This window comes from Type-A symbiont of Plautia stali (assembly GCF_059731155.1).
The window spans coordinates 2,545,853-2,572,229 of sequence record NZ_AP035891.1; the positions used below are offsets into that span (position 1 = coordinate 2,545,853).

Here is a 26,377-nt window from a genome sequence, read left to right on the forward strand (position 1 = left end):
ATGATCCGACCGGCAACAAAAGAGGATATTCCGGCGCTGGTACTGCTGGGTATGCGCCTGCACCAGGAATCGCGGTACCGCAATTTTTCGTTCAGTGCGGAAAAATGCCGCGCACTGGCGGAGCAGCTCATTGATTCCCATTTTGGTGTGGTGCTGGTCGCGGAGCACGACGGGCAGATTATCGGCTGGATGGGGGGCGGCATCGCTGAACAGTGGTTTTCTACCGACCGTATGGCGTTTGAATACGGCGTTTTTATCGACGCTGAACGGCGTGGCGCCACCGCCGGATACCGACTGGTGAAAGCGTTTATCGCCTGGGCGAAAGAAAACGGCGTGCGGGAAATCCGTATGGGTATCACCACGGGTATTCATGAAGCGCGTACCGGCGAACTGTACCAACGGCTGGGGCTGGTACGCGCTGGCCTGTTGTATTCGATGGAGGTTTAACCATGTGTGATCCGGTTACATTAGCCATTGCCGCTATAGGCTCGTCCGTTCTTGCCGCGGGGGGGGCGGTAGCGAGTGGTATGCAGCAAAAAAGCATGGCGGATTATCAGGCCAGCCAGGCAGAGGCCGACGCGGAGGCCGCAAAATCGGCGGCACGGGTAGAGGCCGAACGCCTCCGAAAAGCGGGTGCGGCACAGGCAGCACAGGCCAACGCAGCGTATGCCGCCTCAGGCGTTGAAACGGGATCGGGTACCGCACTGCGCATTACATCGGGGATTGTGGGTGATGCGGAAGAAGACGCCACGATGAGCATTTTAAACGGCCAAAACGCCGCTTCACGCTATCGGGCACAAGGTCAGGCCGACAGGATTAGCGGTCGCAATGCTGCCACGTCGGGGTATATCCGTGCGGGGAGTTCGTTACTGTCATCTGGCGCGAAAGCGTATTCTGGCTGGAAGACCGCGCAAGATAAGCCAGCAAGCAAAACCGGCGCATCAACAAACAACCTGTTCGGCAACATGGGGATTAAGTAATGCGTATCCCAACGGGTCATTTTGGTAATGCGGTTCCCACACCTCAGCCAACGCGCGTCAATGTGAGCGGTACGGGGGCTATCGGGCAAGCCGTGGCTGGGCTGGCCGGTGATGTAAAGCAAGAGATTAACGCGGTCGTGCGCGCGCGTGCTGGCGACGCCATGCTCGATTATCAAATCAGGCTGAAGGACATTATCGAATCGATACGCCGTGGTGTTGAGGACGGCACACTGCGTGCGGATCAGGTAGAGAATGTCTATCACGACGCGGTGGGAAAGCTGGAAAAGCCGCAATTCGCCGGGCTGGGTATGGCAGAAACACAGGTTGCAGAGGGCGGGCTAAAGCGCTACGAATCTGACGGACTCACCACGGCGCAGGGCTACGCGCACGCAGCACTGAAAATAGAAGCGCGTGATCAGGTCGACAGCGGGCTGGATAAGCTGGGCAGGTTGGCTAATTATCCCGGCGCAGATATCGAAAAAATCAACGCCATGTCTGCTGCGTACGAGGAACAGGGGCGGATTGGTTATGGTGCGCAGTGGGCCAAGGTGCGCCAAAGCTGGGTTGATCGAAACTGGTTCAACCAGGCGCAGCAGCGAGTAATGGAGGCGAGAGATAACGGCGCAGCCTTGTCTGACTTAACCCATCAGCTTACCTCTGAAAAGGGTTTTTACCTGGATAAGCTTGATCCAGACAAGCGCAAGGCGTTGCTGAATCAGGCTATGGACTATCAGTCGCGGTTAGGGGCAAAGGCAGCAGCGGCAGAGGCAAAGCGCGAGGCATTAGCGGCCAGAACGTATAATTCTTTTGCTCAGCAGGTATATTCAGATTTACCCACCACCGCAGAGCAGCAGGAAAGCGTGATTGCCGCCACAAGGGGAACCAGCGTGGAGGCGGAGGTAAAGGATTTACTTTCCGATCAAGACACCATTCGGAAGGTTATTTCTTCCGGTCCGGTCGCTTCGCAAAATTACGTGAACAATCTCTATGCCGACCTGAACGCGAATGGCGGAGATATGCGACAGTGGCGACTGGCTCAGCGGTTAACTACGGCCGTCCAGAAGACCAATAAGCAGTTAATGGAAACCCCATTGCTGTTCAACCAAAACCGCACGGGGGATGCGATTACGCCGCTCGACATGATCGCCCTAAATCCGACAACCGCCGCAGCGATGAGCGCTATGGATGGGGCGGATATAAGTCAGCGTTTCTCACAGCAATTGCAGGAACGTTCCGCCACGTTGGATGCCATTAGCTCAACTGTGGGCTTTAAAGTTCCCCATAAAGTTTTATTGCCTCAGGAGGCCACTTATCTGGCTGGAATGTTAAAAGACAAAACCAGCGGGCAAAAATCTGAAATATTAACGCGTTTGCGTAACATGGTGCCGAATGATCGTGACTATAAGGCACTGATGCAGCAAATATACCCAGAAACGCCTACAGCGGCATTAGCTGGATCTTTACCAAGCATGGAAAGCACAAATAAGGTTCTCCAAGGGTATGATCAAATTAAAGGGCAGAAGGGGGATATGTCGAGTTGGGATGAGGCTAAAAAAACTTGGGAAGCGGAGTTTGATTCTATCGTCGGTGATGCGTTTGCCGGTAGGCCGCAAGCGCGACAAAACGCCTTAACCCTAACCTTTGCCTATGGCGTCGGTGATGCCACACAAAAAGGAAATTACTCAACGGATGTTACCCGTTCCCAGGTACAAGATGCTTTAAACAAAACGATAGGAGAAGCGATTACACTCGGTGGACAAAAAGTTTTTGTTCCTGTCGGTGTAAGTACCAGCGATTTTAAATATCGCTATCCTGCGTTGCTTTATCAGGCGTTGGAGCGTCAGGGGATGGATGTGTCGAGGGCTAAGCAAGCCAGCTTGTTCAATTTAGTCCCTGCTGGTAGTGATGGTGATTATATAGTCAGTCAGGGTATTGATGCATTGATCGACAAGAAGGGTCGCCCGTTAACTGTTAATCTTTCAAAAGCCACTATTGATGGCATTAACAATGCCGAAGCCGCTGTTATTAACCAAAAAATAAAAGATATAAAATTTGGCGACAACCCCGCTAATTTTGGTGTTCCTGATTATCTAAAAACAGAAGCATTCTCTCTTTATGGAGGGGGTGAATAATGGATATCTTTTCTTTTGATGAAAATGAAAATCGACAGTTTGTTGATGATATCTTACGTTTCAATCACATATCTGAAAAGCAGATAAATCCCGGTGTTTTTTCTGTTAGTGATTTAATCGTCGAACCTATTCGCGGTGTTGATCGGGGACTAAATAAGCTGTCTTATGCAATTGGTGCTCCCGCGACAGAATTGCTTTCGCCTATCGCTAAAAGGGTAGATGAGTACGCGGGTACAGACATCCAAGGGTACCTTGACGAGCAGCTTGGGATCGTACGTAAAAATATCGAATTGCAAACCCCAGACCCTACCGTCACAACGGTAACTGGTCAGATATTAAATGGGTTGGGGGATGTAATGTCGAGGGCTGGTGTTGGGGTTTTGTCTGGCGGGGTCGCTGGTGGGGCGGTATTGGCTGGTGGAACAGAAGCTATTTTTCTTGATGATGAAGGTCGTCGCAAGGGATTAGATGATGAAACCGCAGCAGGGCGCGCAGTTATTGAAGGGGTAACTCTTGGTGTGGGTGCCGCTATGCCAGCCGCGCCTTATGCAAAAACGTTGTTATCCAGGCTTGCATCTGGGGCTGTGAGTAATGCCACTCTTGGTATAGCGCAAAGGGGGGCTACTGGCTCTTATCTGGAAGATCGCGGCTATCAGGATATGGCTCGCCAATACAAGGTCTGGGACGCTACCGCGTTAATCGCAGATACGGTGCTAGGGGCTGCGTTTGGCGGCTTGGCCCACGCGGGAGCGCCAGCAACGCCAGCGGCGGTTGATGCGGCATTAACGGCAAGAAATGCGCAATACTTCAGGGAAGATACAGCCCCTGGATTACCTGCCGATATGGCCTCTAATCTTGCACACCAGCGCGCGTTGGACACTGCATCCGAGCAGCTTAATCGAGGTGAACCAGTTGATGTATCAGGTATTGAGGGGGTTTTTGACGCCAGCTTTATTGGTCGAGAGCTACCCAACATTACGCCTGATGACTCCCCCGCGCGACCAAATAACCCCCAGGTGGATGTGACTTATAAACCAGACACAGTATCTGAAACGGTAACACAGGATGTTGATCCGTTACTGAGAGATATCGATAACGCAAACCAGGTATTAGCCCGCCGTGGTGACATTGCTGTGCGTGTTGAAGACGATTTGGGGAATAATTTCCAGCGTTCCGCAACGGAAATGCTAAGAGATGATGATGCGTTAATTACTCGTGCTGAGCAGGATGCGCGGGGGGTTATGGCTGCAATTGAATGTGAACTAAGGCATGGTAATCAATGAGAGCAGAATGTATTCAGGCGGTTGTTAATGCAATTGGTCGCCCTCTTAATCAGGCAGAGGTGCGCGGCATAGAAAATCGTATCAATCAGCATCACAAACGCCTTGCGAAAAATAACCCAGGGTGGATGTCAATGTCTCGGGCGGATCGGTTAAGGGAGGCGGGGAAATCAGCAGCAGACGACATAACTCGTGAGGCAAAATTAAAAAAATGGCGCACTGCGCTAACTATTCTGGCCCATGACCGCGTTAAAAATTATGTGGAAAGCTCTGGTGATACTCCTATCCGTGCACTTGACCGACTTATTGCGTTTGATTCCGATCAACGCAGTGGGGTTTTATCCGTGGAGTCTCAAGCTAAAGCAATCAGGGATATGGCGTTATCTCGAATGTTGACCTTGGTGGAAACTACTAAAGGAAAATTATTTAGCTTGCTGGCAGATCCTGAACAGAATAGGGCGGTAATAAGAGAGCTACATGGTGAAAGTAGTGGAAATGCAGCAGCAAAAGCGGCAGCAAAAGAATTTCATGACGTAACAGAATATCTGCGCCAACGTTTTAATAACGCTGGCGGGGCAATTGGGCGTCTGGAGTCATGGGCTATGCCGCGTAATCACTCTCAGCTAAGGGTGGCGAAAAACAAACAAGCGTGGATTGATGACCATGTAAATTGGGTAGATCGTCGCACATATCTGAATGAAGACGGTACACTGATGACGGAAGCTCAGTTACGAGAATTTCTTTCTCATGCGGCACGGACGATTGCTACGGGTGGGGTGAATAAGGTTGAGCCTGGGCGCTTTGCTGGCAATAGCTTGCGCGCGAATCACGGAAGTGAGTCAAGAAGCATCCACTACAAGGATGCGGACAGTTTTATGATGGCGCAGCAAAAGTATGGCGACAAAGATCTCTTATCGCTATTGGTTGGGCATGTCGAAAGGTTGTCTCGGGATATAGCGTTGATTGAAACACTTGGCCCTAATTCTGATTTGCAGTTTCGTACTCAACTGGATATGGCGCGTCAATCCATGATAGATGCAGATCCCGCACATGCAAAACGAACTGAACGCGCAGCAAAACGAGCGGAGCGACTATATAAAGATGTTGCCGGGCAGCAAGACATCCCAGAATCTGTATTGCTGAAAAATGCATTTGATACCTACCGAAACATTAATGTTGCTTCCCGTTTGGGCTCTGCCACGCTGGCAGCGGTTGGTGATCAGGGTAATCTCATGATTACTGCCAAGATAAATAATCTTCCAGTGGTGCAGGTTTTTGAGAATGAATTAAAGCTTCTCAATCCAGCAAATTCTGAGGCTAGGGCCGCAGCGCGACGGGCTGGGCTTGGGATCAACTATTACCTAAACTCCCTATCACGTTTTGCAGATGATTCCCTGGGTACATTAACTGATACGTCTGGCAGGGTGTCATCCGCTGCCCGAAAAGTGGCGGGATTGGTTATGCGTGCATCCGGTCTTAATGCCTTAAGTGCAGCCAGTAACCAAGGATTAGGGGCTGTGATGTTTGATGCGATTGGTTCGTTGACGCGTAAGCATGCCTCATTAGATAAATTAGAGGCAGGGGATAGGCAGCGATTGCAAAATGCCGGGGTAACCGCGGCTGATTGGGCTGTGTGGCGCAAAGCGGATGTGACTGATTTGAGTGGTTTGGGTGATACTGTTTTAACCCACAACGAAATTCTGGCTCTTACAGATAAGCAACTCGATCCACTGGCAAAACAATTTGCTACCACGCCCGCTCGTCTACGTGATGATGCAGCAACAAAACTACTCGGCGTCGTGCAGGACGAAGCTGGCATGGGCACCATTGAACCTGGTGCGAGGGAACGTGTTTTCATGTACAGAGGTACGGAACGTGGTACGTGGGATGGTGAATTGTGGCGTTCGGCTCTGCAATTTAAAAGCTTTCCCGTTACTGTTGTTATGCGCCATGTACGCCGGGCGATGGCGCAAGAGGGGGCGGGTAAGGCAACGTATGCGGCGGCGCTTCTCGTCTCTTCTACCTTGCTGGGGGCTATGGCTGTTCAGCTTAACGAAATTGCTAGCGGTCGAGATCCGCGCGACATATCATCACCCGAGTTTTGGGGGCAAGCATTTTTAAAAGGTGGAGCTCTTGGCCTTTACGGGGATTTCCTTTTAGCAAACCAAACGCAATACGGTAGTAGTGTTATTGCTTCAATCGAGGGCCCTGTTGCCGGGGATGTTGAAGCACTTTATAACCTGACTTTAGGTGCAGTTCATAAAGCTGCTGCTGGGGATGATGTTCATGTTGGCGCTGGTTGGGTTCGCTTTGCAAAAAGCCATACGCCGGGTGCAAATCTTTGGTATGCAAAAGCAGCACTAGATCATATGATTTTCCACGATATTCAGGAGTATTTTTCCCCTGGCTATCTACGCAGAATGCGCCAACGTGCGCAAAAAGAATATGACCAAAAAATTTTGGTGGACACCCGGTGAAACAATGCCGGATAGAATGCCCGATTTTAGTAGAGCATTTAGCGGGTAACCCATTTTCTCGATAAAAGGAATAGCTATGTATAGCGATTTGGGATTAATTACTGCACTTATAGGAATTTCAGTAAGTACATTGCTGGCGCAAACAACAAAACATCAGTCTGTAAGTCTCGCTGCTGAGGTTTTAAGCATCCTTAGCATTCCGTTATGCATAGCTTTAATTTGGAGAGCGGCCTTATCTTTAGGTTGGTGGACTATTCTGGCCTTTGTTGTTGTATCCCTAGCATCGGGTACGTTGTCCGCTATCTTGGCTCGAAAAGGAATGGTGTATGTACTCTATGCAACTCAGTCACTACAAGGAATAGCGGTCATACTGTGCACGGTACTGGCTTGGGCGTACTGACAAGGAAGGTTATTTGGTGTTTCGGGTGCTTCCTGGTTTCTACAAGTAGAAACTGTCTTGACCTAAGCCCAAATTCGGGCTTAGGTCTTCAAGTTCAGAAGAAGGCAGCAACGACCGCAATAGTCAGAAAACCGAACGCTCACCCATAGCATCGTAGCCTCATGTTTATCATGGGGCTATTTCTTATGCATAACGATCACAAAACCCGCCTTTCCGTTCTGAGCGACAAGCTCACCGATACCGTGCTGACTGAAGCCGATCCCGATAACTGGCCCGGCGCGGGCAAAGCCATCGACAAGCACACCAAACAGGAGCGTGGCGATCGCTACTGGTTCAAGAAGAACGCGGCGGCCACACTGACGCTGTTAACCAAGGTGCATACCCTTATCGGCATGCATACGCGCGGCGGTACCCCGACAGCCGAGGGGGAAGACGATGATGATTTTGGTTTAGGGCAGAGGGTCGCAGCCGCTGAACGGGAAGCAGCGGCCATCATTGAGCGGTTACAGAAAGGGAAAAAATGATGTCCTTTGTCGCCTTCTTCATCATGTGGGCGGAGCGCATGAAGTGGGCGGTGCCGGAATGTCATTACCGTGCCGTTAACTGGCTGGAGCATCGCGGCGATTTGGCGGTGCTCCGCTGCTTTCGTGGCTTTGGTAAATCGACCCTCCTCGCCGTGTATAACGCCTGGCGGTATTACCGTGACCACACCTACCGTATTTTGCACCAGTCGGAATCCGATGGTACCGCGTATAAAACCAGCCGCGACACACAGAACGTCATCCGAAACCATCCTTTGACGCGCGGCATGCTGCCGGACGGACAAGGCACCGTAGAACAGTGGTGGGTAAACAGCGCGCTGGACAGGCGAAACGCCAGCATGTACGCCAGGGGCATTCTTTCTAACGTCACCTCTGCCCGCGCCGACGAGTGCCAGAACGATGACGTGGAAGTCCCGAAAAATATCCAGACGCCGGAAGCGCGCGAAAAATTGCGGTCTCGGCTCGGGGAGCAAACGCATATTCTGGTACCGGGCGGACGCAAGCTGTATGTCGGTACCCCACACACCCATGACAGCCTTTATGACGAGGTGGAAAAATTGGGCGCTGACTGTCTTACCATCAGGCTGTTTCAGCATGAATACCGTCTCGAGGAAAAGGACGCCAGGCACAAGGAATACGCGTTACCGTTCCGGCCGGAATTTGTTTTTGCCGGGATTTACCACGGGGCGCGACTGCTGGTGGAGGGGAGCGATTATCTGTTGAGCGCTGACGGTATCGTTTTTGCCGAAGCGCCGGACATGCTGATCGACTGTTACGCCGGGTGTGCGTGGCCGGAACGGTTTACCCGTGACGAAATGCTACGCCGTCGCCGCGAAACGCGCACCATCAACGAATGGGACAGCCAGTATCAGCTTCACAGTAAGCCGGTGGGTGATGTACGGCTCAATCCTGATCGCATCCGTGAATACGCTGTGCATCCTGAAATCCGCCATGCAAATGGCGTTTGCGCTATGTGGCTGGGTGGCGTGCAAATCGTCGGCGCGGTCGCCTGGTGGGACGTGGCCACAGGAAAAGTTAAGGCAGATGCCAGTGCCTTTTCGTTGATGCTGACCGACGCGCGCGGGCATTTGTATTGGCAGGTGTGCCAGGCGCTGACCGGAGATCTGGCAAAATTCGATGATAATGACAAAATCACTGGCGGCCAGGTGGTGCAGATACGCGACCTGGTCATCAGGTACCAGATACCCCGCGTGGTGGTGGAAGTGAACGGCCCCGGCAGCTTTGCCGGAAAACTGCTACGTCAGGCATTGAAGGGTAGCGGGTGCGGCGTTCAGGAAGCATTTAGCGTCACCAACAAACAAAAGCGTATTCTCGATGCGTTCGAGGCTCCGCTTTCCTCTCGTTTCCTGTGGGCTCACAGCGATGTGCTGGACGGCCCCATGTATGACCAGATGCGCGATTTCAATCCAGCGGTTGCCGATCAGCCTGATGACTATATCGACTCAGGCGCGGGGGCAATTAGTCAAACGCCGGTGCGTATCGGTAAATTGGTCGGGAAACCGAACGCCACCCGTCGGGATAATTGGCACCCCTACGATGGTGAAATCATGGTCGATACTGACTATTAAGGCGAAGGTATGGCAGTCCCTGATCAAACCCCCTACAACATCTATACCGCAAACGGTGTAACCACTGTTTTTCCTTATGAATTTTATCTGATCAATGCAGGAGATTTAACCGTTTCTCTGGATGGTGAGGTGGTTTCCACAGGGTTTACCGTGACAGGGATTGACAACGTTAACGGCGGCGAGGTCACATTTTTAACTCCCCCGGCAAATAACGTTATCGTCATGATTGAGCGTGTTGTCGCGCCGGTGCGCCTGACGGAATACCAGGATAATGGCGATTTACTGGCAGATACCGTTAACCTCGATTTTGATCGCCTGTGGATGGCGATAAAGCAAAGCTTTGTTTCACTCGGCTTTGCATTGTTACGGCCTGTTTCTGGTGGCCCGTTCAGTGCAAAGGGGTACCGCATTGCCAGTCTTGCCGACCCGGTAAATGATCAGGATGCGGCCACAAAAGGCTATGCAAATACGCTGGATAAAAAAACCAATCAGCACATTGAAACGTTAAACAACGCGACAAACCATCGCGCCCTGCGCGTGCCTGAAGCGGTCATTTCCCCTATACCTGATGCGGCCACACGTGCCGGTAAGCTGCTTTCCTTTGATGCACTGGGGGCACCCATTGCGGCACTACCGCCTGCCGGAACTGCCGCCGATGTGCTGACCGAACTGGCGAAATCCGATGGTGCGACGAAGATCGGCAGTCAACAGCCTGACGGTAAAAGCGAAACGGTACAGCAGGCGTTAAGCGCCATACGTAAAGCGGTTGAAAACAAATTAGATATCGGCGGCGCTGTCAATACGCTGGTATCCCGTGGCCGGGTTCCGGCATTAAGTGGCAACGATCAGGGTGCGTCCGGTATCCAGATGTATGAGGCCTACAACAATGGTTATCCGACCCCTTACGGTAATGTCATTCATCTCAAAGGCGCATCGTCTGGCGGGGAGGGTGAATTGCTGATGGGCTGGAGCGGTACCAGTATCACTGGTGCTCAAGCCCCGGTTTATATTCGCAGCCGTCGGGATGTGGGGGGTGCGCCCTGGTCTGCCTGGGCGCAGGTTTGCACCGCCGATGAACTGGCGGGTATTCCGCTGCCGTTCCCGGGCGAAGTTCCCCCTTCCGGGTGGCTGAGATGCAACGGGCAGGCATTTAACAAAACAGCCTATCCGGTTTTAGCCTCTTTCTACCCCAGCGGCAACCTGCCAGACCTGCGCGGCGAATTTATCCGCGGCTGGGATGATGGAAGGAAGGTTGATACCGGGCGTGCACTTCTCTCGGCGCAGGATGATGCGATGCAACCGATAACGGCAAAATGGGCTATGGACGATATGACGGCGGGTGGAGATATCGATTATCCCCCCTCCGGGGCCTTATACATCGACAGAACCGCGAAGGTCAATTATGACGCGGCATCAACACGCCACAGAGGTGGCGCACGCGGGGTATTTGATTCATCGCGCCAGACGCGAACCGCTAACGAAACCCGCCCGCGCAACATCGCCTTTAACTACATTGTGAGAGCAGTATAATGAGCAAATATTCAACAGATATTGAAACTGCCGAATTAGGCGAAGACGGACTCAGCAAAAAGGCTGGCTGGATCATTGTCTATCATGTCGATCAAGACACGGGGGAATACTATTGCGCCACCATGGAATACCTCATGCCGGGCGTAGGTCTCCCCGCCCACAGTTACCCCGATAAGCCAGAGTTACCGCCGGACGGCCAGGCACTGCGTCGCACGGCGGATGGCAGGTCGTGGGAGCATGTCCCCGATTATCGGGGTCAAACCGTTTACAACACCGTGACACGGGAAGCCTCGACTGTCACGGCGATGGGTGAGCTACCCGAAGAGGTAACGCTACTGGCTCCGGCAACGAAATTTGATACCTGGAACGGCAAGCAATGGGTAACAGACAAAGCGGCCCAGCACACAGCAGAATTACAGGCTGCACAGCAGGCGGCACAACAGGAGTTAAGCTCACGTCTTACCGTGGCGAATGCGCGTATTCGAACGCTGAGCGATGCGGTTGATCTGTATATCGCAACAGAAGAAGAGACGGCATTACTCACCGGGTGGAAAACCTACCGCGTGCTGCTTAGCCGTGTGGATATCAGCAAAGCACCGGATATCGACTGGCCGGAAGCGCCCGAATCAGGCAGCGCGTGATTCAGCCACTGCAACGGCCTCATCAGCAATCAGCCTTTAGTCAGGAAACCGAACGCACAACCGAAGAGCATACGCATTACCAACTGACACGGGATGCGTATGCGAATGAATGACAAAGGGTCATACTTTTGGAGCGGGTTGACGGGCGTACTGGCGGCGCTGTCACTACAGGATATTATCTTTGCCGTCGGTGCAGTTTTTACTGCAATCTTCACTGTCTACACCTGCCTCTCAAACGACAGAAAAAACAAGGCGCTCGCATCGGAAGCCCGGCGACAAACTGACATTCTGGAACAAATAGCCGAGGGTAAGCGCAACGTAGATCCTGACGTGCTTGTCGAAATAATTACTCACCTGCAAAAAACATTAAGAGAGCAGAAATGAGCGCCTTAAAGACGCGGCTAAGTGCCGTCATTCTCGGGCTCATACTGGCTGGCGCTCCCGCATCGGTTATTCTTGACCGGTTTCTTGATGAAAAAGAGGGCAACCATTTAATGGCATACCCGGATGGTGGTGGTGTATGGACGATTTGCGGTGGTGTAACGCGGGCAGATGGCAGGCCGGTAGTGAAGGGCATGAAGCTGACCGCTGAGCAGTGCGCAAAAATTGATGCCGCAGAGCAGAAAAAGGCGCTCGACTGGGTGGAGCGCAACGTTAGCGTGCCGCTCAACGACCCTCAGAAAGTCGGCATTGCCTCATTTTGTCCGTGGAATATCGGCCCGGCTAATTGCTTCACCTCAACGTTCTACCGCAAATTGAATGCAGGCGATGTGATGGGTGCCTGTAAAGAGATTAAGCGCTGGATTTGGGACGGTGGCAAAGATTGCCGGGTGCGTTCCAATAACTGCTATGGACAGATTGAACGGCGCGAGCAGGAATCTGAGTTAACCTGCTGGGGGCTGGATAAATGAATGCAGCCGTACGAGTTATTGTTTTCCTGCTGGCGCTGGCGACCCTCGTCGGCACAGGTGTCTGGCTGGCGGCGCACCATTACCAACCCACCATTGATAAACTCAATAGGTTACTGACTACCTGCAAAACAGAGAAACGCCAGCAGGATGCGGCAATCTCAGCCCAGAATAACGGTGTGGCGGCGTTAAAACTTTTGGCTGACCTGCGAGAAGCCAGCGCGAAAGCAAAGCAGGAGGAGGCCCGCAAATCGGCACAGGCGGACTATGCCGCCGCCAATACCGTTCTGTCTGAACAAACCCAGGGTGAGGCATGCGCGGCTGCATCAGCGGCATTTAATGACGAGCTACGGCGGGAGCGCTCGAAATGAAGCGCGTAATGCTGGTGGGAATTTTTCTGCTGGCCGGATGTGGTGAAACGCCGCGCCCGGATCCTGTTTATGTCGAAGTGAAAGTACCCGTGCCGGTACCGTGCAAAACTGCCGAGGTATCAAAACCCGCTTTTGCTGTTGACCAGTTAAAAATAGGTGCACCCATTGATCAGCAGATGCGGGCGCTACGTGCAGAACGTCACCAGCGTATAGGCTACGAGAAGGTGTCAATACCGATCGAATTCTGACCCACCCTGCCAAAGTAAAACTGACCCACCCCCTTTGAATTACTCGAGCGTTGCTGCTTTAGTTTTCCTCTGGAGCTGACCGCTTTTCAGCTTATCTTTCAGTCGATAGCTTTGGCCGCTGATTTGCGCGATATGCGCATGGTGAAGCAGCCGATCCAGCATCGCCGCCGTCAGCGTCTCGTCATCTCCAAAGGTTCCGGACCACTGCGTAAACGGCAGGTTGCTGGTCAAGATGACGCTGCCTGACTCATACCGTTTAGCGACAACCGGGAAGAACAGGTTCGCTTCCATTTTACCGAACGGCAGATATCCCACTTCATCGATGATCAACAACTTAGGCTTACCTACGACGCGGTTCAGGTCACCCTGACGGTGTGACGCCATCAGTTGCAGCATCATGTCGGCTGCAGTGATGAACCGAAGGCTTAAACCCGCCATCGCGGCTTTATAGCCAATGGCGGTCGCAAGGTGCGTCTTGCCGACACCAGATGGCCCGAGCAGGACGACGTTCTCCTGACGCTCGATAAACGCCAGCCCCGCCAACTCCTGGAGCTGACTTCGCGGAACGCCGCTGGCATAGGCGTAATCGAACTGCTCCAGTGTTTTTATCACTGGCAGGCCTGATAACCGTAAAATGGTCTGGCGACGCCGTTCGTTCAGGCCGTCGTGCTGTAGCTGCAAAACGGCTTCCAGGAAGTCGGCATGCGTACCGCCGTTGTCGATAGTCGTCTGTGCTACACCTGGCCACTCTGCCGGCAGCCGGTCGAGCTTGAGTTTTTCGCACAGCGCTGCAATACGATCATGCTGAAGGTTCATGGTTGCATCTCCAGCAAGGCCTGGTACGTTGCCAGAGGATGTTGCAGGCTCTCGGTCGGCACCGGACGCTGGTTGACCGTCGGGAGTGGGGCTGGCAATGCCAACGTCACCTTCGGTAACGGCAGTAGTGCTGCGCGTTCGCGCGGCATGCGCTGTTCAGGCGGTACGCCTGTGGTGCCATGAACTCGCGTGTTCGCAACGGTGACCAGCCACTCGCCAATGCGTGCGTTGGCGGCGGGTACATCCAGTACCAGCCCGGCCTGCCGGAAGGTCGCGGTAAGGGGCACGATAAAGCTGTTCTTGAGGTAATGGTTAAACCGCTCAACCTTGCCCTTGGTCCTGGCGCGATAGGGGCGACAGACCTTGGGGGTAAAGGCATACTTCTCAGCGACATGCATCAACTGCGGGTTCCAGCGATGCTTGCCGGGGCCGTAGACATCGCGTTCAATGATGATGGTCTTGGCGTTGTCGAACAGCAGCTGATGCGGCGTCCCGCCGAAGAACCTGAGCGCAGACTCAATGCCGTCACACCAGGCAGCGGAGCCCTGGTTGCTGTAGAACTTGACGAAAGTCGCGCGGCTCCAGCCCAACGTGGCGACGAAGGCCAGCAATGGGTTATGACCGAGCCTGATGATGGTGAAATCAACCTGCATCTGAAAGCCAGGCTCGGTCTCGAAGCGCGTTACCTGTTCAGTGATGGGCTGCTTCATGGGGTGCAGGAATGCGGTCAGCATGCTGTAACCGCCATCGTAACCACGCTGACGGATCTCGCGCAGCAGCACACTGGCGGGTATCCAGTGGGGCCTGGCAGCGGCCACGCGCTCAAGGATATACGGCTTGAACGGGTCAAGCTTGCAGGGTCTGGGTGCGCGAGGCTTATACCGCATATCCGCTACGGGCAGCGGGCTACGAATATATCGGCGAACGGTCTCGCGAGAGCATGAAAGCTGCCGCGCGATAGCGCGGATGGACATGCCCTGACGGTGTAAAACACTCATCTCCACTCTGGTCTCCAATGTCATCATTGGCAGTGCCTTAAAACTGCCATTTTTACCCTGGGTGGGTCAGATTTACATCGGCAGGTGGGCCAGTTTTACATCGGTAGCGACAAAGGAATTAGAGGCGGCGATTTATGCGTGTAAATGACAATCAATGAAACCAATCATCCGCGGATTCCCACGTCTCCTGTAGCAGTTCACTCACTTCATCCCGATCCCCACCAAATACCGTTAATCCATCACTTCCCGCTCTGCGTACTGTTAACTGACAACCGGGATACCTGGCATCCAGTCTGCGGCCAAATTCCTTTTGTAGCGCTTCAGCGGCACCGTTGGGTAACCTCTTCTCTTTAGCGATCGTGACTTCGACTTTCATGGCGAGATCCTCATTAAGATAATGAGATATTTATACTGTATAAAAAACCAGTCATCAAGAGCGGTTGGTAGAAAAAGCGGGACGTATGAACGTGGTGTGCTTTGCTGCGGGGACACCAATAGCACACCATAATGTTTTCAATTTGCTGTTATTATTGATGTATGTCATCTATGTGGCATCGGCGCGATGGAGAAACGTTGCGAAGAGAATGTATCGGTCATGAAACGCAGTAAATCCGCAGTTAAGTGATGAGAAACTGCGCAATGATATCACAGCTGTGACGGGCGACACAGCCGCCCGTCATCGTCTGGTCAGAAGTTAAACCCGAGCTGCACCATGGCGCCCCAAGTATTGTCTTTGCCGACCGAACCAGCCAGGTCCAGATGCACCGCGTTGTTGAACGGCGACACACCAAGACCGGCCGTAAACACATCGGTGTCGTTCGACTTCATATCCGCGCGTCATATCCGCGCGATAACCGGCACGCAGCGCCAGCCAGTGCAGCACGCGATATTCACCACCCACGCCAGCGTACTGACTGCTCTCCTGCGATTTAAAGCGTTTGGTTTCCGTCAGATCAACATCGCCGGTCAGGGTAAATGGTCCGCGATTCCACGCCAGGCCGGTGGTTACCAGTGGGCGAATCTGATAAGTATCGCGATAGCCGTTAACCTCTTTGGTGTCGATATCGCGCGAGACCAGGTTCTGCCCGGTAACGCCGAAGGTCCAGTTCTCCGCGAAGTCGGTAGCGATACCGGCATCGACGTTGAAACCGATATCGGTGCTGCGATAGCGGCTGTCGTTAATATCATTCTTGTCGTAGTTATAAACGCTGGCGGTGTAGTTATACAGCCAGGTTTTCTGCAGCTTCGGCGTGACGCCAACTGAGACCGGGTGACCGGCAATGGTGAACTCGTGCGCCATTGCGACGCCGTAATCAGTGATAAGGGCAGCCAGGCCGTTGGCACTGGAGCGCAGATTATTTTGGTCGCCCGGCAAGGGAATGCGTCCATTTGCGACCTGATCCAGATAATCAATATCGCTCTGTACCACGTTAGCGCGGATGTGTGCCGTGCCGTAGGCTTTGGTGATGAAGGCGAAAGGAAGGGTCTCATTGGGAATGCTGACGGCTAACGCCACGCCTGCGGTGCCATTCGCTTTATCACCGCGCAGATCGCGCAGCTGATTGGCCATATCACCTGCCGCCGCTCTGACCTGAGGCGCGCCATTGATGATCTCAGGCAGCGTGATGTTGTTGATCACGTCACGATAGCGGTCCACCGTATCAGTAATTTCGTCAACGCGATCCACTAATTTGTCTTTGTCAGTAATCTGCACACCGGCTGAAGGAAAAATGATGCTGACGTTATCTTCAGGCTGCGCTTTGGTCATCAATGCCGGGTTAGCCAGCACTGCCGAGCTCTAGGTTGAGGAAGCGACACCGGTTCCCCCCATGGCATCGTTACGCGCATCGTACCAGGTGCCAGCAGCAAATGCTGACGTGGTAACAAATAACGCATTAAAAACAACAACATAAGCAATTCTTTTGCGTCTGAATAATGTCTTCACCATGAGTCTGCCATCACCTTTTAATTGTCGTTGACTGTCTCTACGACGGAATAGTTTATTAGCCCTATTCTGAACTCTGGCTAACGCTTTATTGCTGTGAATTGAAAGGAATTAGAATTGCTATTCGCAGAATTGGTCACGCCCGCACCATTCTGCTGTTGTTTTATGCAGAAATATGAACGTCAGCTAAATTGATGCCAGAAATTACTTAAAACCTTTTGAACCATAGCCACTAAGTCAGTGAGTTGCAAAGCAAAAAGATGGATTAACCTGTGAGAAAAAACTTAGGAAGGAAAAGCATGGCTTAACAGAAGGATGTACAAGGACGCAACGCGGCAGATAAGTGGCTGAAAGCCAGACATTTCCTGGATGATATAAGGTAAAAAAGCAATGGCAGCAGCGTAAAAGTTTGTGTGATAAAATAACATCACCCATCACCTGGAGAATGCTTATGCCGAACCTCACGCCCGAACAACTGCTTACGCAGGCTGAATCTTTGTGCCTTGACCGTGGCGTGCGCCTCACTACGCAGCGCGCAGAAGTGCTGCGCCTGATGGCGGAGCAGAACGGTTCCATTAGCGCTTACGATTTGCTGGACCAGCTGCGCATCAGTGAACCCCAGGCAAAACCACCGACTATTTATCGCGCACTGGATTTCCTGCTGGAGCAGGGATTTATTCATCGGGTGGAATCAAATAACAGTTATGTGGTGTGCCACCATTTCGACGAGCCGGCGCACACGTCGGTAATGCTGGTGTGCGACAACTGTGCCGCCGTCAGTGAGAAGCACGCGCACGGCGTGGAAAAAATCATTGCCGGGTTGGCCGATCAGGCAGGTTTTACCTTACGTCATAGCGTTATTGAGGCGCACGGCCTGTGTGAAAACTGTGCCGAAGTGGCTGCCTGCACGCAGCAGGGTAGCTGTCATCACGATCATGAAGTGGAAAGTAAGAAGAAGGTGCGTAAAGGGTAACTGGCACTTCCGTGTGCCAAGCCGATCGTAACGATCAGCGGGTAGGAGCATCATCCTAAAAGCGGGAGACTTACCAGCGGTAATCTTTGTTTTGACTTTCCCAGTCTTTCAATTCACGTTCAGCTTCATCTTTGGCGTAACCGTAACGTTCCTGGATTTTACCCACCAGCTGATCGCGTTTCCCTTCGATCACGGTCAAATCGTCATCGGTCAACTTGCCCCATTTCTTTTTAAACTTCCCTTTAAACTGCTTCCAGTTTCCGCTCGCTTCGTCTTTGTTCATAACAATCCTCCACGTCTTCCTGAGTGAGATGGTGTATTTCTCATGTAATGCCGGAAATAACCATATAACGCGCTACTTATCTGCGCCGTTTGAGATAATTATAGTAGCCGCTTCGGATTGTGCACGGAATTACAGATTATTCTGGCGCCTGCGCTGCGCTTATGGCAGGCTGAACCAGCTGTCACGCTGCCAGTGGCGGCGCCACATCCATCCCAGCGTCAGGCCGCGCAGCGCCAGAAACACCGTGATCGCCAGCCATAAACCGTGATTCCCTAACCACGGCAGCGTTAGCAAAGTGATGCCGAAACCTGCTGCAGCCATGATCATGCTGTTACGCATTTCGCGGCCGCGCGTCGCGCCGATGAACATGCCGTCCAGCAGATAACACCAGACGCCCACCAGCGGTAAAATCACCTGCCACAGCAGAAAGCGATCAGCCATCTCACGCAGCGGCTGCAGCGAGGTAAGCAGCGCAACAATGTGCGGCCCGCTGAGCGCATAAATAACCGCAAACAGCAGCGCAACGATACCCGCCTGGCGACAGGCGGCATGCCAGATCAGCAGCAGCCGGCTGCGATCTTTTGCCCCTACCGCTTCACCCGAACAGGCTTCCACCGCATAAGCAAAGCCGTCCAGCGCATAGGCAGTAAACGTCAGAAACATCAACAGCACCGCATTGACCGCGACCACATCCGGTCCGATGCGTGCGCCCAGCAGGGTGAGCGAGGCGAAGCAGATCTGCAGCATGAGCAAGCGCAGCATGATGTCGCGATTAAGGCGAAATAACCGCGCCGCGTCACCACGCCAGCTGTTTTTCAGCAGGTTGAAATCGATGCCGCGCAGTTTCAGCACGCGCGCCACCATCCATAATCCCACTGCCAGCGTCACGTATTCGGCCAGCGCCGTGGCTGCGGCGGCACCGGCAACGCCCCAGTGCAATTTCAGCACCAGCAGCAGATCGAGCAGGATGTTGACCAGGTTTCCGACAATCAGCAGAACCATCGGCGCACGCGCATACTGCACGCCCAGCAGCCAGCCGAGAATCACCAGGTTAGCCAGCGTAGCTGGAGCGCTAAGCCAGCGGATTTCAATGAAGATCTGCGCCTGCTGCTGGACTTCCGCGCTGCCGCCCATCAGTGTTGCCGCCAGGCTACTGGCAGGAGAACGCAGCAGCGCCAGCAGCAATCCAGCGGCGAGGGCGATCAGCAGCGGCTGCATCAGCGCGCGCCAGTGCCTGTTTATCGCCGGCCCCGAACGCCTGCGCGGTTAAACCGGTGGTGCTCATGCGCAGAAACAGCAGCAGCATAAAGATGAAGCTGGTTGCCGTGGTGCCCACCGCCACGCCGCCGAGGTAGATCGGGCTATCAAGATGGCCAATCACGGCGGTATCGACCACGCCGAGCAGCGGCACGGTGATATTAGAGAGGATCATTGGCAACGCCAGTCGCCACAGCGCTTTATCAGAAGAGGAAAATAGCTGCATCAGCCCCATCCCGAGGGTTACGGTGGTCGGCCTGAGCGAGCGCCTTACGGGCCGGGAACAAAAGTATGATTAAAGCAGACTGCGGCCAGCGCGCGTGCGCCGCCGCAGCGGGGGAGATCAACCGGGTTTCAGAGCCACTGGCCGTTGCGCACGATGCCTACGGCCAGCCCTTCCACGGTTAGCGACTGTTCACGGGTATCCACGACAATCGGCTGGAAATCATTGTTTTCCGGCAGCAGCTGCACAATCGCGCCCTGCTTCTTCCAGCGTTTCACCGTGACTTCATCATCGATACGCGCAACCACCACTTGGCCATTGCGCACTTCCTGCGTTTTATGCACCGCGAGCAGATCGCCGTCCATAATGCCGATGTCTGTCATCGACATACCGCTAACACGCAGCAGGAAATCGGCAGAGGGTTTGAACAGGTTGGCGTCGACCTGATAGTGGGCTTCGATATGTTCCTGCGCCAGCAGCGGTTCACCGGCGGCGACGCGACCGATCAGCGGCAGCCCTTCACTCGCCTCCTCTTCCATCAGCAGGCGGATACCGCGCGATGCACCGGAGACGATTTCAATGACACCTTTACGCGCCAGCGCTTTCAGGTGCTCTTCAGCAGCGTTAGGCGAGCGGAAGCCCAATTGCGAAGCAATTTCAGCACGCGTTGGCGGCATGCCGGTCTGATTAATATGGTCGCGAATCAGGTCATAAATCTGTTGCTGCCTGCTGGTTAACGCTTTCATCCCGCTCCTTGGTTGTTTATACAGCCTCTGTGAGTATATACAGGTATTGGCGAAATGAAAACCGAAACAGAGGGAAAAATCAGCGGCTTGATGAATGTGGAATGTTTATCGCAAATGCGACCAAAGCAGCGCGATCCAGACAAACAGAGCCAGTAAGATAGCCAGCAGTACCGCCGCCGAGTCCATATCTTTGGCGCGTCCCGCCAGCGGATGGCGCTCCTGACCGATACGGTCCACCACGGCTTCGATGGCACTATTAAAGATCTCAACAATGACCACCAGCACCACCGAGCCAATCAGCAACACACGCGTGATGGCATCGACATCCAGCCAGCAGGCAATGGCAACCGCGACCAGTGCGGCAATCGCTTCCTGGCGAAAAGCGGCTTCATGCTGCCAGGCGGCGCGCAGCCCCTGCCAGGAATAACCGGCGGCTTTAATGATTCTCAGGAAACCGGTGACGTTATTTGCCATGTTGTGGAACCCTTAACTGTTTTTGACGTCAATGTTTGGGCGCGCGAGGTGGCACAGCCACAGATCTTCGCCGCACTTTGCTAACAAGAGGCTTCAAGTTGTCTATGTCAGGTTGGCGTAAACTCTATTACAAATTGTTGAATTTACCACTCTCTATTTTGGTAAAAAGTAAGGTCATTCCGACCGATCCGATCTCGGAACACGGTATCGATCCGACCCGTCCGGTGATGTATGTTTTGCCTTATGATTCAAAGGCGGACCTCCTCACGCTACGCGCACAGTGCCTGAAGCACGATCTGCCGGATCCGCTGGCGCCGCTGGAGATTGACGGCACCCTGCTGCCGCGCCACGTATTTATTCACGATGGGCCGCGCGTCTTCCCCTATTTCGTGGCGAACCCGGAGTCGGTCAAGCTGTTCCATGACTACCTTGACCTGCACCGCAACAATGCGGCGCTGGACGTACAGATGCTGCCGGTTTCCGTGATGTTTGGCCGTGCGCCAGGCCGTGAAATTCAGGGCGAACCGACGCCACATCTGCGTATTCTTAACGGCATACAGAAGTTCTTTGCCATCCTGTGGCATGGTCGCGACAGCTTTGTCCGCTTCTCGCCCACGGTTTCACTGCGTCAGATGGCCACCGAACACGGTACCGATCAGTCGATCGCGCAGAAGCTGGCACGTGTCGCGCGCATTCATTTTGCCCGACAGCGGCTGGCAGCCGTCGGCCCGCGTCTGCCGGCACGCCAGGATCTGTTCAACAAGCTGCTACAGTCCAAAGCGATTGAGAAAGCGGTTGAAGACGAAGCGCGCAGCAAGAAGATTTCGCATGAAAAAGCGCAGCAGAACGCCATCGAAATGATGGAAGAAGTGGCGGCGGATTTCTCGTACGAAGCGATCCGCGTCACTGACCGTGTGATGGGCTGGCTGTGGAGTCGGCTCTATCAGGGCATCAATGTGCACGGCGGCGAACGCGTGCGTCAGCTGGCGCAGGATGGTCACGAAATTGTTTACGTGCCCTGCCACCGCAGCCACATGGATTATCTGCTGCTGTCCTACGTGCTCTATCATCAGGGCCTGGTGCCGCCGCACATTGCTGCCGGTATCAATCTCAACTTCTGGCCAGCCGGACCGATTTTCCGTCGCCTCGGCGCCTTCTTTATTCGTCGCTCCTTTAAAGGTAACAAGCTCTACTCCACGGTGTTCCGCGAGTATCTGGGCAAGCTGTTCAGCCGCGGCTATTCGGTTGAGTATTTTGTTGAAGGCGGGCGCTCGCGTACTGGCCGTCTGCTCGACCCGAAAACCGGCACGCTGTCGATGACTTTACAGGCGCTGCTGCGCGGCGGCAGCCGTCCTATCACCTTTGTGCCGATCTACATCGGTTATGAGCACGTGATGGAAGTCGGCACTTATGCCAAAGAGCTGCGCGGTGCCGCAAAAGAGAAAGAGGGCTTCATGCAGATGGTGCGCGGCCTGCGCAAGCTGCGCAATCTCGGTCAGGGCTATGTGAACTTCGGTGAGCCGCTGTCGCTGGTTAACTATCTCAACAAACAGGTACCGGAGTGGCGCGAAGCGATTGACCCTATCGATCCTCAGCGTCCGGCGTGGATGACGCCGGTGGTGAACGATATCGCGGCACGTCTGATGGTACGCATCAACGAAGCCGGCGCGGCCAACGCCATGAACCTGTGCGTGACCGCGCTGCTGGCATCGCGCCAGCGTTCGCTGACGCGTGAACAGCTGACGGAACAGCTGGAGTGCTACACCCAGCTACTGCGCAATGTGCCGTACTCACCCGAGTCAACCGTGCCGGATCTCAGCGCTGAAGCGCTGCTCGATCACGCCATGGGCATGAACAAGTTCGAGACCGAGCAGGACAGTATTGGCGAGATCATCATTCTGCCGCGCGAGCAGGCGGTGCTGATGACCTACTATCGCAACAACATCCACCATATGCTGGTGATGCCGTCGCTGATTGCCGCTATCGTGCAGCAGCATCGGGAGATCAGCGAGGCGGAGCTGCTGCGTCAGGTCAGCCTGGTCTATCCGATGCTGAAGAGCGAACTGTTCCTGCGCTGGGACAGTGCCGAACTGCCGGCCTTGCTGAATGCGCTCTGCGCCGAAATGGCGCGGCAGGGACTGATCACCGTACAGGAAGGTCAGCTGAAAATGAGCGCGGCGCGTTACCGTACGCTGCAGCTGCTGGCGGCTGGGATTCGTGAAACGCTGCAGCGTTTCGCCATTACCTTCGCCATTCTCAGCGCCAAGCTGACCATTAACCGTGGCACGCTGGAGAAAGAGAGCCGCACGCTGGCTCAGCGTCTGTCAGTGCTGCACGGTATCAATGCGCCGGAGTTCTTCGACAAGGCGGTCTTTACCGCGCTGGTGCTGTCGCTGCGTGATGAAGGCTATATCAGTGATTCCGGTGATGCGGATGCTGAACGTACCAATATGATGTGGCAGATGCTGGCCGAACTGGTCACCAGCGATGTCCGTCTGACCATTGAGAGTGCCGTGGCGCACGACTAATGGGCGACTGAAAACCGCGGCGCATCTGTCACACGCCAGATTGCGCCGCGGTTTTCGTTGTCAGAATTCAGGCGCGAAAAGAACGCGCTTCCCACTGCGGCAACCGACACGCCGCCGGGGTTAATCACCACGCCATCAGAACAGCGCAACAAACGGCTGGGTATTAAGCAGCACGCCAATAAACAGCACCAGGCCAACGTAGTTGTTGTTGAGGAATGCCTGGAAGCACAGCTCACGTTCACGCCCGGCAATCAGTTTCTGCTGATGCACAAACAGCCCGCCCGCCAGCAGCGGCGACCAGTAAAACGCACCATTCAGATGCAGTAAAATGCCCACCAGCGCCATCAGGCCCAGCGCGGCCAGCTGTAACAGCCCGATAATCAGCTTGTCGTAACGCCCAAACAGAATCGCCGTCGATTTCACGCCAATCTTCAGATCGTCGTCGCGGTCAACCATGGCGTACTGGGTGTCATAGGCCACCGTCCAGCAAATATTGGCGAAAAACACCAGCCAGCAGACAAAGGGTAAGGACTCACTAACCGCCGCCCAGCCCATCGGAATCGCCCAGCCAAACGCCGCCCCCAGCACCACCTGCGGCAGATGGGTATAGCGCTTCATAAAGGGATAAACCCACGCCAGCGCCAGCCCGCCAAATGACAGCAGAATGGTCATGCGGTTCATGGTCAGCACCAGCAGGAACGCCAGCAGACCGAGGCCAGCGAACAGCAGCTTTGCCTCTTTCTCCGTCACTGCACCGCTGGCTAAGGGCCGCGCGGCGGTGCGTTTCACGTGGCCGTCGACGTTACGGTCGGCATAATCGTTAATCACGCAACCCGCCGCGCGCATCACAAACACCCCCAGTACGAACACCACCAGCACCGACAGCGGCGGAATCGCCATGCCGGATAGCCACAGCGCCCACAGCGTCGGCCACAGCAGCAGCAGCGTGCCAATCGGTTTATCAATACGCATCAGGCGACTATAGGCCTGCCATTTGCTCATGGTTAAAGTCTTTTGCACGGGGCGTTATCCTTGCTTCAGCGCGCGGTACAGCGGCGACGCCGGTAAAAACAGTTCAGTTAACAGCAGCGGTTTGCCGGACAGGCGCAGCCGCGAACGGCGTCCCCACAGGTCATCAATCTGGCCCGGATCGATAAAGTCCCGACTCAGCGTCGAGGAGGAAAACAGGTAGCGTCCCAGTGGCCGCGTGCCAAGATTTTGCAGCATCTGTTCCGGCCCGTTCAGCGTGCTCTCCGGCACCACGGTTCGGCCAATCAGCCAGGGTTCATTGTCACCGCACAGCACGATTTCACGCAGCCAGAAGCGCGTGTCGGCAGGCAAAAACGCCGCTTCCTGCGGCATCTCATCGGCGGTAATGAACGCTTCCCGCAGCAGTTGTACGGTAACCTGCTGGCAGTGCTGCTCAAAGCGGCGCGTCATCGAGTCTTCTTCCAGCAGCCAGTCAAGCAGCGGCGGTGAAAGTAACGGGGAAGAGGCTGGCAGCCAGTGCAGTGCGCGTAACTGGCGCAGCGCGTCATGCGACATCAGGACATCTCCGGTAAAAAAGTTGCCCTAGTGTAGCGCACCGCGCTCAGCGTGACACATCTGCTTGTGCCACGCTGGCATAGCGGGAGGAATTACTCGCGTTTCAGGCGGTTACTGTTAGCCAGCCATAGCGTCACTACCAGAATCAAAATGGCCGCCGAATAGCACAACGTATCGAAAGGATTTTTATGGTCGACAATGATCAGACGAATAATCGCCGTGATACCGATATAGACAAAGTAGCGCAGCGGAAAGTGATAGCCGGACTGAAAGTACTTCACAATCAGCGCGATAAACTCGAAATAGAGAAAGTAGATCACAATGCCTTCGATCAGCAGATACGAGGACGCCTGCTCACCGGTGCTGAACAGCACATTCGCTAGGTGAATGGTCTCTTTACCGAGAAACACCACCAGAATAACGGCCAGAATCACCAGGCCAATGTTCAGTACCCACTGTAATACCGAAGCAATAAGCTGCCCCGCCGCTGGTTTTGTTGTCATTATTTTGCGCCTCAGATGATGAGATTCTTCTGGCGCTATCATGCTGTAATGTGAACTATATCACAATACATCACACCTCAACATCAACGCACAGCGCGTCATAACGCCAGTACTCGCAGTCGCAGTCAATCACCCGCTTATGCTGGTCACGGTTGATACGCGTAATCAGCAGGCCGGGCGTACCGCTCGCCACGTTCAGTGCGGGCGCCGCCCGCGTCGGAAGCGGACCGGGCACAATGGTAAACCGTGCGCCACCGTAGTGAATGCCGTAGCGCTGGTCATACAGATCCGGTCAGCGAGCAGGTGAGATCTTCACGCAGCAGACCGGGAAAGAAGGCCGGATTGAGGTAATGTTCGACGCACAGCACCGCGCGGCCATCAATGCGGCGCAGGCGGCGAATGTGGTACACCTGATCGTCTTCCAGCAGTTGCAGATGACGCGCAATTGCCAGCTGCGCCGGCACCTCACGCGCCTCCATCACCTCAGTGCTGTCAATGCGCCCCTGCTGCAGCGCCATGGCGTGAAAGTGGCTGTGATGTGCCGGATTATAGATGAGGCGCGGCGGCGCGATAAACCAGCCGCGCCGCAGTTCGCGGTAGATGACGCCCTGCGCTTCCAGCAGGCCAAGCGCTTCACGAAGCGTGATGCGCGTGGTGGAATATTGTTCGCTTAACGCGCGCTCGGCCGGTAATCGTCTGGTGACAAACTCTCCGTTTTCAATCCGTTCGCATAGTCCGGCGGCGATCACATCTGCGGTTTTCGACGACATTTTTCAGCCTCATTTTGGGGCAAATCTGCACTATGACAGTTCGATGACTACAATGTGACAAGGCACATCCCACGCTTTAGCGCGCTGTAACCGCATGTGGAACGACGCGCCACATCCCATTTCAACACCCCGGTCATAAAACCTTCATCTATCCGGGCTACATTGGCTCGGTTCTTGCTGGACTAGACCACTACGACCCACAACTTACACCCGGAGCA

Annotated in this window: 25 protein-coding genes and 3 pseudogenes; 16 read left to right on the forward strand and 12 right to left on the reverse strand. The window is 54.2% G+C overall.

Translation table 11 applies throughout. From position 1 onward, the window contains the following. The 14 genes from AC6I8M_RS13555 to AC6I8M_RS13620 all read left to right on the forward strand — a co-directional run bounded on the left by AC6I8M_RS13555 (position 1) and on the right by AC6I8M_RS13620 (position 13,098). Positions 1-447: a GNAT family N-acetyltransferase gene (locus tag AC6I8M_RS13555; RefSeq protein WP_498013444.1), complete on the forward strand. Its 447-nt coding sequence runs from the start codon at positions 1-3 to the stop codon at positions 445-447. Positions 448-449: 2 nt separating this feature from the next. After that, positions 450-980, forward strand: a complete 531-nt coding sequence (locus AC6I8M_RS13560) for a hypothetical protein (protein ID WP_498013445.1) — start codon at positions 450-452, stop codon at positions 978-980. Further along, positions 980-3,112, forward strand: a complete 2,133-nt coding sequence (locus AC6I8M_RS13565; RefSeq protein ID WP_498013446.1) for a hypothetical protein — start codon at positions 980-982, stop codon at positions 3,110-3,112. Before AC6I8M_RS13560 ends, AC6I8M_RS13565 begins: the two co-directional genes overlap by 1 nt. Continuing rightward, positions 3,112-4,395 (forward strand): hypothetical protein, encoded by a 1,284-nt coding sequence (locus AC6I8M_RS13570; protein WP_498013447.1) that lies wholly within the window; start codon positions 3,112-3,114, stop codon positions 4,393-4,395. Before AC6I8M_RS13565 ends, AC6I8M_RS13570 begins: the two co-directional genes overlap by 1 nt. Next, entirely contained in the window at positions 4,392-6,869 is a 2,478-nt protein-coding gene (locus tag AC6I8M_RS13575) for a hypothetical protein (RefSeq protein ID WP_498013448.1), read from the forward strand. The genes AC6I8M_RS13570 and AC6I8M_RS13575 overlap by 4 nt, the downstream gene beginning before the upstream one ends. Before the next feature lie 76 nt (positions 6,870-6,945). Continuing rightward, complete coding sequence (locus tag AC6I8M_RS13580; RefSeq protein WP_498013449.1) at positions 6,946-7,269, forward strand: hypothetical protein; 324 nt, start codon at positions 6,946-6,948, stop codon at positions 7,267-7,269. A gap of 185 nt (positions 7,270-7,454) precedes the next feature. Then, a complete protein-coding gene (locus tag AC6I8M_RS13585; protein WP_498013450.1) occupies positions 7,455-7,793 on the forward strand; it encodes a hypothetical protein in 339 nt (112 codons plus the stop codon). Then, positions 7,790-9,400, forward strand: coding sequence for a phage terminase large subunit (terL, locus tag AC6I8M_RS13590; RefSeq protein ID WP_498013451.1), 1,611 nt, complete (start codon positions 7,790-7,792; stop codon positions 9,398-9,400). The genes AC6I8M_RS13585 and terL overlap by 4 nt, the downstream gene beginning before the upstream one ends. Before the next feature lie 9 nt (positions 9,401-9,409). Continuing rightward, positions 9,410-10,930: a tail fiber protein gene (locus AC6I8M_RS13595; RefSeq protein WP_498013452.1), complete on the forward strand. Its 1,521-nt coding sequence runs from the start codon at positions 9,410-9,412 to the stop codon at positions 10,928-10,930. Further along, positions 10,930-11,571: a tail fiber assembly protein gene (locus tag AC6I8M_RS13600; protein ID WP_498013453.1), complete on the forward strand. Its 642-nt coding sequence runs from the start codon at positions 10,930-10,932 to the stop codon at positions 11,569-11,571. Before AC6I8M_RS13595 ends, AC6I8M_RS13600 begins: the two co-directional genes overlap by 1 nt. 138 nt (positions 11,572-11,709) lie before the next feature. Then, positions 11,710-11,955, forward strand: a complete 246-nt coding sequence (locus tag AC6I8M_RS13605; RefSeq protein WP_498013454.1) for a hypothetical protein — start codon at positions 11,710-11,712, stop codon at positions 11,953-11,955. Then, entirely contained in the window at positions 11,952-12,482 is a 531-nt protein-coding gene (locus AC6I8M_RS13610) for a lysozyme (protein ID WP_498013455.1), read from the forward strand. Before AC6I8M_RS13605 ends, AC6I8M_RS13610 begins: the two co-directional genes overlap by 4 nt. Next, positions 12,479-12,850 (forward strand): hypothetical protein, encoded by a 372-nt coding sequence (locus AC6I8M_RS13615; RefSeq protein WP_498013456.1) that lies wholly within the window; start codon positions 12,479-12,481, stop codon positions 12,848-12,850. Before AC6I8M_RS13610 ends, AC6I8M_RS13615 begins: the two co-directional genes overlap by 4 nt. Then, complete coding sequence (locus tag AC6I8M_RS13620; protein ID WP_498013457.1) at positions 12,847-13,098, forward strand: hypothetical protein; 252 nt, start codon at positions 12,847-12,849, stop codon at positions 13,096-13,098. Before AC6I8M_RS13615 ends, AC6I8M_RS13620 begins: the two co-directional genes overlap by 4 nt. A 39-nt stretch (positions 13,099-13,137) precedes the next feature. Here the strand turns inward: AC6I8M_RS13620 and istB are convergent, their stop codons facing one another. From istB to AC6I8M_RS13640, 4 genes and pseudogenes are all read right to left on the reverse strand, one after another. Further along, entirely contained in the window at positions 13,138-13,914 is a 777-nt protein-coding gene (gene istB / locus AC6I8M_RS13625) for an IS21-like element helper ATPase IstB (RefSeq protein ID WP_498013458.1), read from the reverse strand. Next, on the reverse strand, positions 13,911-14,939 hold the full coding sequence (gene istA / locus AC6I8M_RS13630) for an IS21 family transposase (protein WP_498013459.1): 1,029 nt from the start codon (positions 14,937-14,939) through the stop codon (positions 13,911-13,913). The genes istB and istA overlap by 4 nt, the downstream gene beginning before the upstream one ends. A 124-nt stretch (positions 14,940-15,063) precedes the next feature. Beyond that, positions 15,064-15,288, reverse strand: coding sequence for a DinI-like family protein (locus AC6I8M_RS13635; RefSeq protein ID WP_498013460.1), 225 nt, complete (start codon positions 15,286-15,288; stop codon positions 15,064-15,066). 311 nt (positions 15,289-15,599) lie between these two features. Then, a pseudogene (locus AC6I8M_RS13640) lies at positions 15,600-16,860 on the reverse strand (conjugal transfer protein TraF). 448 nt (positions 16,861-17,308) lie between these two features. On the opposite strand from AC6I8M_RS13640, the gene zur reads away from it, so the two are divergent. Further along, entirely contained in the window at positions 17,309-17,830 is a 522-nt protein-coding gene (zur, locus tag AC6I8M_RS13645; RefSeq protein ID WP_010616610.1) for a zinc uptake transcriptional repressor Zur, read from the forward strand. 70 nt (positions 17,831-17,900) lie between these two features. On the opposite strand, the gene AC6I8M_RS13650 is transcribed toward zur, so the two are convergent. The 4 genes and pseudogenes from AC6I8M_RS13650 to AC6I8M_RS13665 all read right to left on the reverse strand — a co-directional run bounded on the left by AC6I8M_RS13650 (position 17,901) and on the right by AC6I8M_RS13665 (position 20,813). Continuing rightward, complete coding sequence (locus AC6I8M_RS13650) at positions 17,901-18,113, reverse strand: CsbD family protein (RefSeq protein ID WP_010616611.1); 213 nt, start codon at positions 18,111-18,113, stop codon at positions 17,901-17,903. 159 nt (positions 18,114-18,272) lie between these two features. Next, positions 18,273-19,596, reverse strand: a pseudogene (dinF, locus tag AC6I8M_RS13655) (MATE family efflux transporter DinF). 128 nt (positions 19,597-19,724) lie between these two features. Then, positions 19,725-20,339, reverse strand: coding sequence for a transcriptional repressor LexA (lexA, locus tag AC6I8M_RS13660; protein WP_010616612.1), 615 nt, complete (start codon positions 20,337-20,339; stop codon positions 19,725-19,727). A 105-nt stretch (positions 20,340-20,444) separates the two neighbouring features. Then, positions 20,445-20,813 (reverse strand): diacylglycerol kinase, encoded by a 369-nt coding sequence (locus AC6I8M_RS13665; RefSeq protein ID WP_010616613.1) that lies wholly within the window; start codon positions 20,811-20,813, stop codon positions 20,445-20,447. A 104-nt stretch (positions 20,814-20,917) separates the two neighbouring features. Here AC6I8M_RS13665 and plsB point away from each other — a divergent pair, with 104 nt between their 5' ends. Further along, positions 20,918-23,341, forward strand: a complete 2,424-nt coding sequence (gene plsB, locus AC6I8M_RS13670) for a glycerol-3-phosphate 1-O-acyltransferase PlsB (RefSeq protein ID WP_010616614.1) — start codon at positions 20,918-20,920, stop codon at positions 23,339-23,341. 135 nt (positions 23,342-23,476) lie between these two features. Here the strand turns inward: plsB and ubiA are convergent, their stop codons facing one another. The 4 genes and pseudogenes from ubiA to AC6I8M_RS13690 form a co-directional block, all read right to left on the reverse strand. Beyond that, the gene (gene ubiA, locus AC6I8M_RS13675) at positions 23,477-24,343 is read right to left on the reverse strand and encodes a 4-hydroxybenzoate octaprenyltransferase (protein WP_010616616.1); all 867 of its coding nucleotides are present in this window, start codon (positions 24,341-24,343) and stop codon (positions 23,477-23,479) included. Between the two features lie 24 nt (positions 24,344-24,367). Beyond that, positions 24,368-24,886, reverse strand: a complete 519-nt coding sequence (gene ubiC / locus AC6I8M_RS13680; protein ID WP_010616617.1) for a chorismate lyase — start codon at positions 24,884-24,886, stop codon at positions 24,368-24,370. A gap of 92 nt (positions 24,887-24,978) precedes the next feature. Next, positions 24,979-25,389 (reverse strand): phosphate-starvation-inducible protein PsiE, encoded by a 411-nt coding sequence (psiE, locus tag AC6I8M_RS13685; protein WP_010616618.1) that lies wholly within the window; start codon positions 25,387-25,389, stop codon positions 24,979-24,981. 70 nt (positions 25,390-25,459) lie between these two features. Then, a pseudogene (locus tag AC6I8M_RS13690) lies at positions 25,460-26,159 on the reverse strand (UTRA domain-containing protein). Between the last annotated feature and the right edge of the window lie 218 nt (positions 26,160-26,377).

Bases quoted from the DNA above. Each gene is read 5' to 3' on its own strand.
- AC6I8M_RS13555 (WP_498013444.1), top strand. From the start codon at position 1: ATGATCCGACCGGCAACAAAAGAGGATATTCCGGCGCTGGTACTGCTG.
- AC6I8M_RS13560 (WP_498013445.1), top strand. From the start codon at position 450: ATGTGTGATCCGGTTACATTAGCCATTGCCGCTATAGGCTCGTCCGTT.
- AC6I8M_RS13565 (WP_498013446.1), top strand. From the start codon at position 980: ATGCGTATCCCAACGGGTCATTTTGGTAATGCGGTTCCCACACCTCAG.
- AC6I8M_RS13570 (WP_498013447.1), top strand. From the start codon at position 3,112: ATGGATATCTTTTCTTTTGATGAAAATGAAAATCGACAGTTTGTTGAT.
- AC6I8M_RS13575 (WP_498013448.1), top strand. From the start codon at position 4,392: ATGAGAGCAGAATGTATTCAGGCGGTTGTTAATGCAATTGGTCGCCCT.
- AC6I8M_RS13580 (WP_498013449.1), top strand. From the start codon at position 6,946: ATGTATAGCGATTTGGGATTAATTACTGCACTTATAGGAATTTCAGTA.
- AC6I8M_RS13585 (WP_498013450.1), top strand. From the start codon at position 7,455: ATGCATAACGATCACAAAACCCGCCTTTCCGTTCTGAGCGACAAGCTC.
- terL (WP_498013451.1), top strand. From the start codon at position 7,790: ATGATGTCCTTTGTCGCCTTCTTCATCATGTGGGCGGAGCGCATGAAG.
- AC6I8M_RS13595 (WP_498013452.1), top strand. From the start codon at position 9,410: ATGGCAGTCCCTGATCAAACCCCCTACAACATCTATACCGCAAACGGT.
- AC6I8M_RS13600 (WP_498013453.1), top strand. From the start codon at position 10,930: ATGAGCAAATATTCAACAGATATTGAAACTGCCGAATTAGGCGAAGAC.
- AC6I8M_RS13610 (WP_498013455.1), top strand. From the start codon at position 11,952: ATGAGCGCCTTAAAGACGCGGCTAAGTGCCGTCATTCTCGGGCTCATA.
- AC6I8M_RS13615 (WP_498013456.1), top strand. From the start codon at position 12,479: ATGAATGCAGCCGTACGAGTTATTGTTTTCCTGCTGGCGCTGGCGACC.
- AC6I8M_RS13620 (WP_498013457.1), top strand. From the start codon at position 12,847: ATGAAGCGCGTAATGCTGGTGGGAATTTTTCTGCTGGCCGGATGTGGT.
- istB (WP_498013458.1), bottom strand. From the start codon at position 13,914: ATGAACCTTCAGCATGATCGTATTGCAGCGCTGTGCGAAAAACTCAAG.
- istA (WP_498013459.1), bottom strand. From the start codon at position 14,939: ATGATGACATTGGAGACCAGAGTGGAGATGAGTGTTTTACACCGTCAG.
- AC6I8M_RS13635 (WP_498013460.1), bottom strand. From the start codon at position 15,288: ATGAAAGTCGAAGTCACGATCGCTAAAGAGAAGAGGTTACCCAACGGT.
- zur (WP_010616610.1), top strand. From the start codon at position 17,309: ATGCCGAACCTCACGCCCGAACAACTGCTTACGCAGGCTGAATCTTTG.
- AC6I8M_RS13650 (WP_010616611.1), bottom strand. From the start codon at position 18,113: ATGAACAAAGACGAAGCGAGCGGAAACTGGAAGCAGTTTAAAGGGAAG.
- lexA (WP_010616612.1), bottom strand. From the start codon at position 20,339: ATGAAAGCGTTAACCAGCAGGCAGCAACAGATTTATGACCTGATTCGC.
- AC6I8M_RS13665 (WP_010616613.1), bottom strand. From the start codon at position 20,813: ATGGCAAATAACGTCACCGGTTTCCTGAGAATCATTAAAGCCGCCGGT.
- plsB (WP_010616614.1), top strand. From the start codon at position 20,918: ATGTCAGGTTGGCGTAAACTCTATTACAAATTGTTGAATTTACCACTC.
- ubiA (WP_010616616.1), bottom strand. From the start codon at position 24,343: ATGAGCAAATGGCAGGCCTATAGTCGCCTGATGCGTATTGATAAACCG.
- ubiC (WP_010616617.1), bottom strand. From the start codon at position 24,886: ATGTCGCATGACGCGCTGCGCCAGTTACGCGCACTGCACTGGCTGCCA.
- psiE (WP_010616618.1), bottom strand. From the start codon at position 25,389: ATGACAACAAAACCAGCGGCGGGGCAGCTTATTGCTTCGGTATTACAG.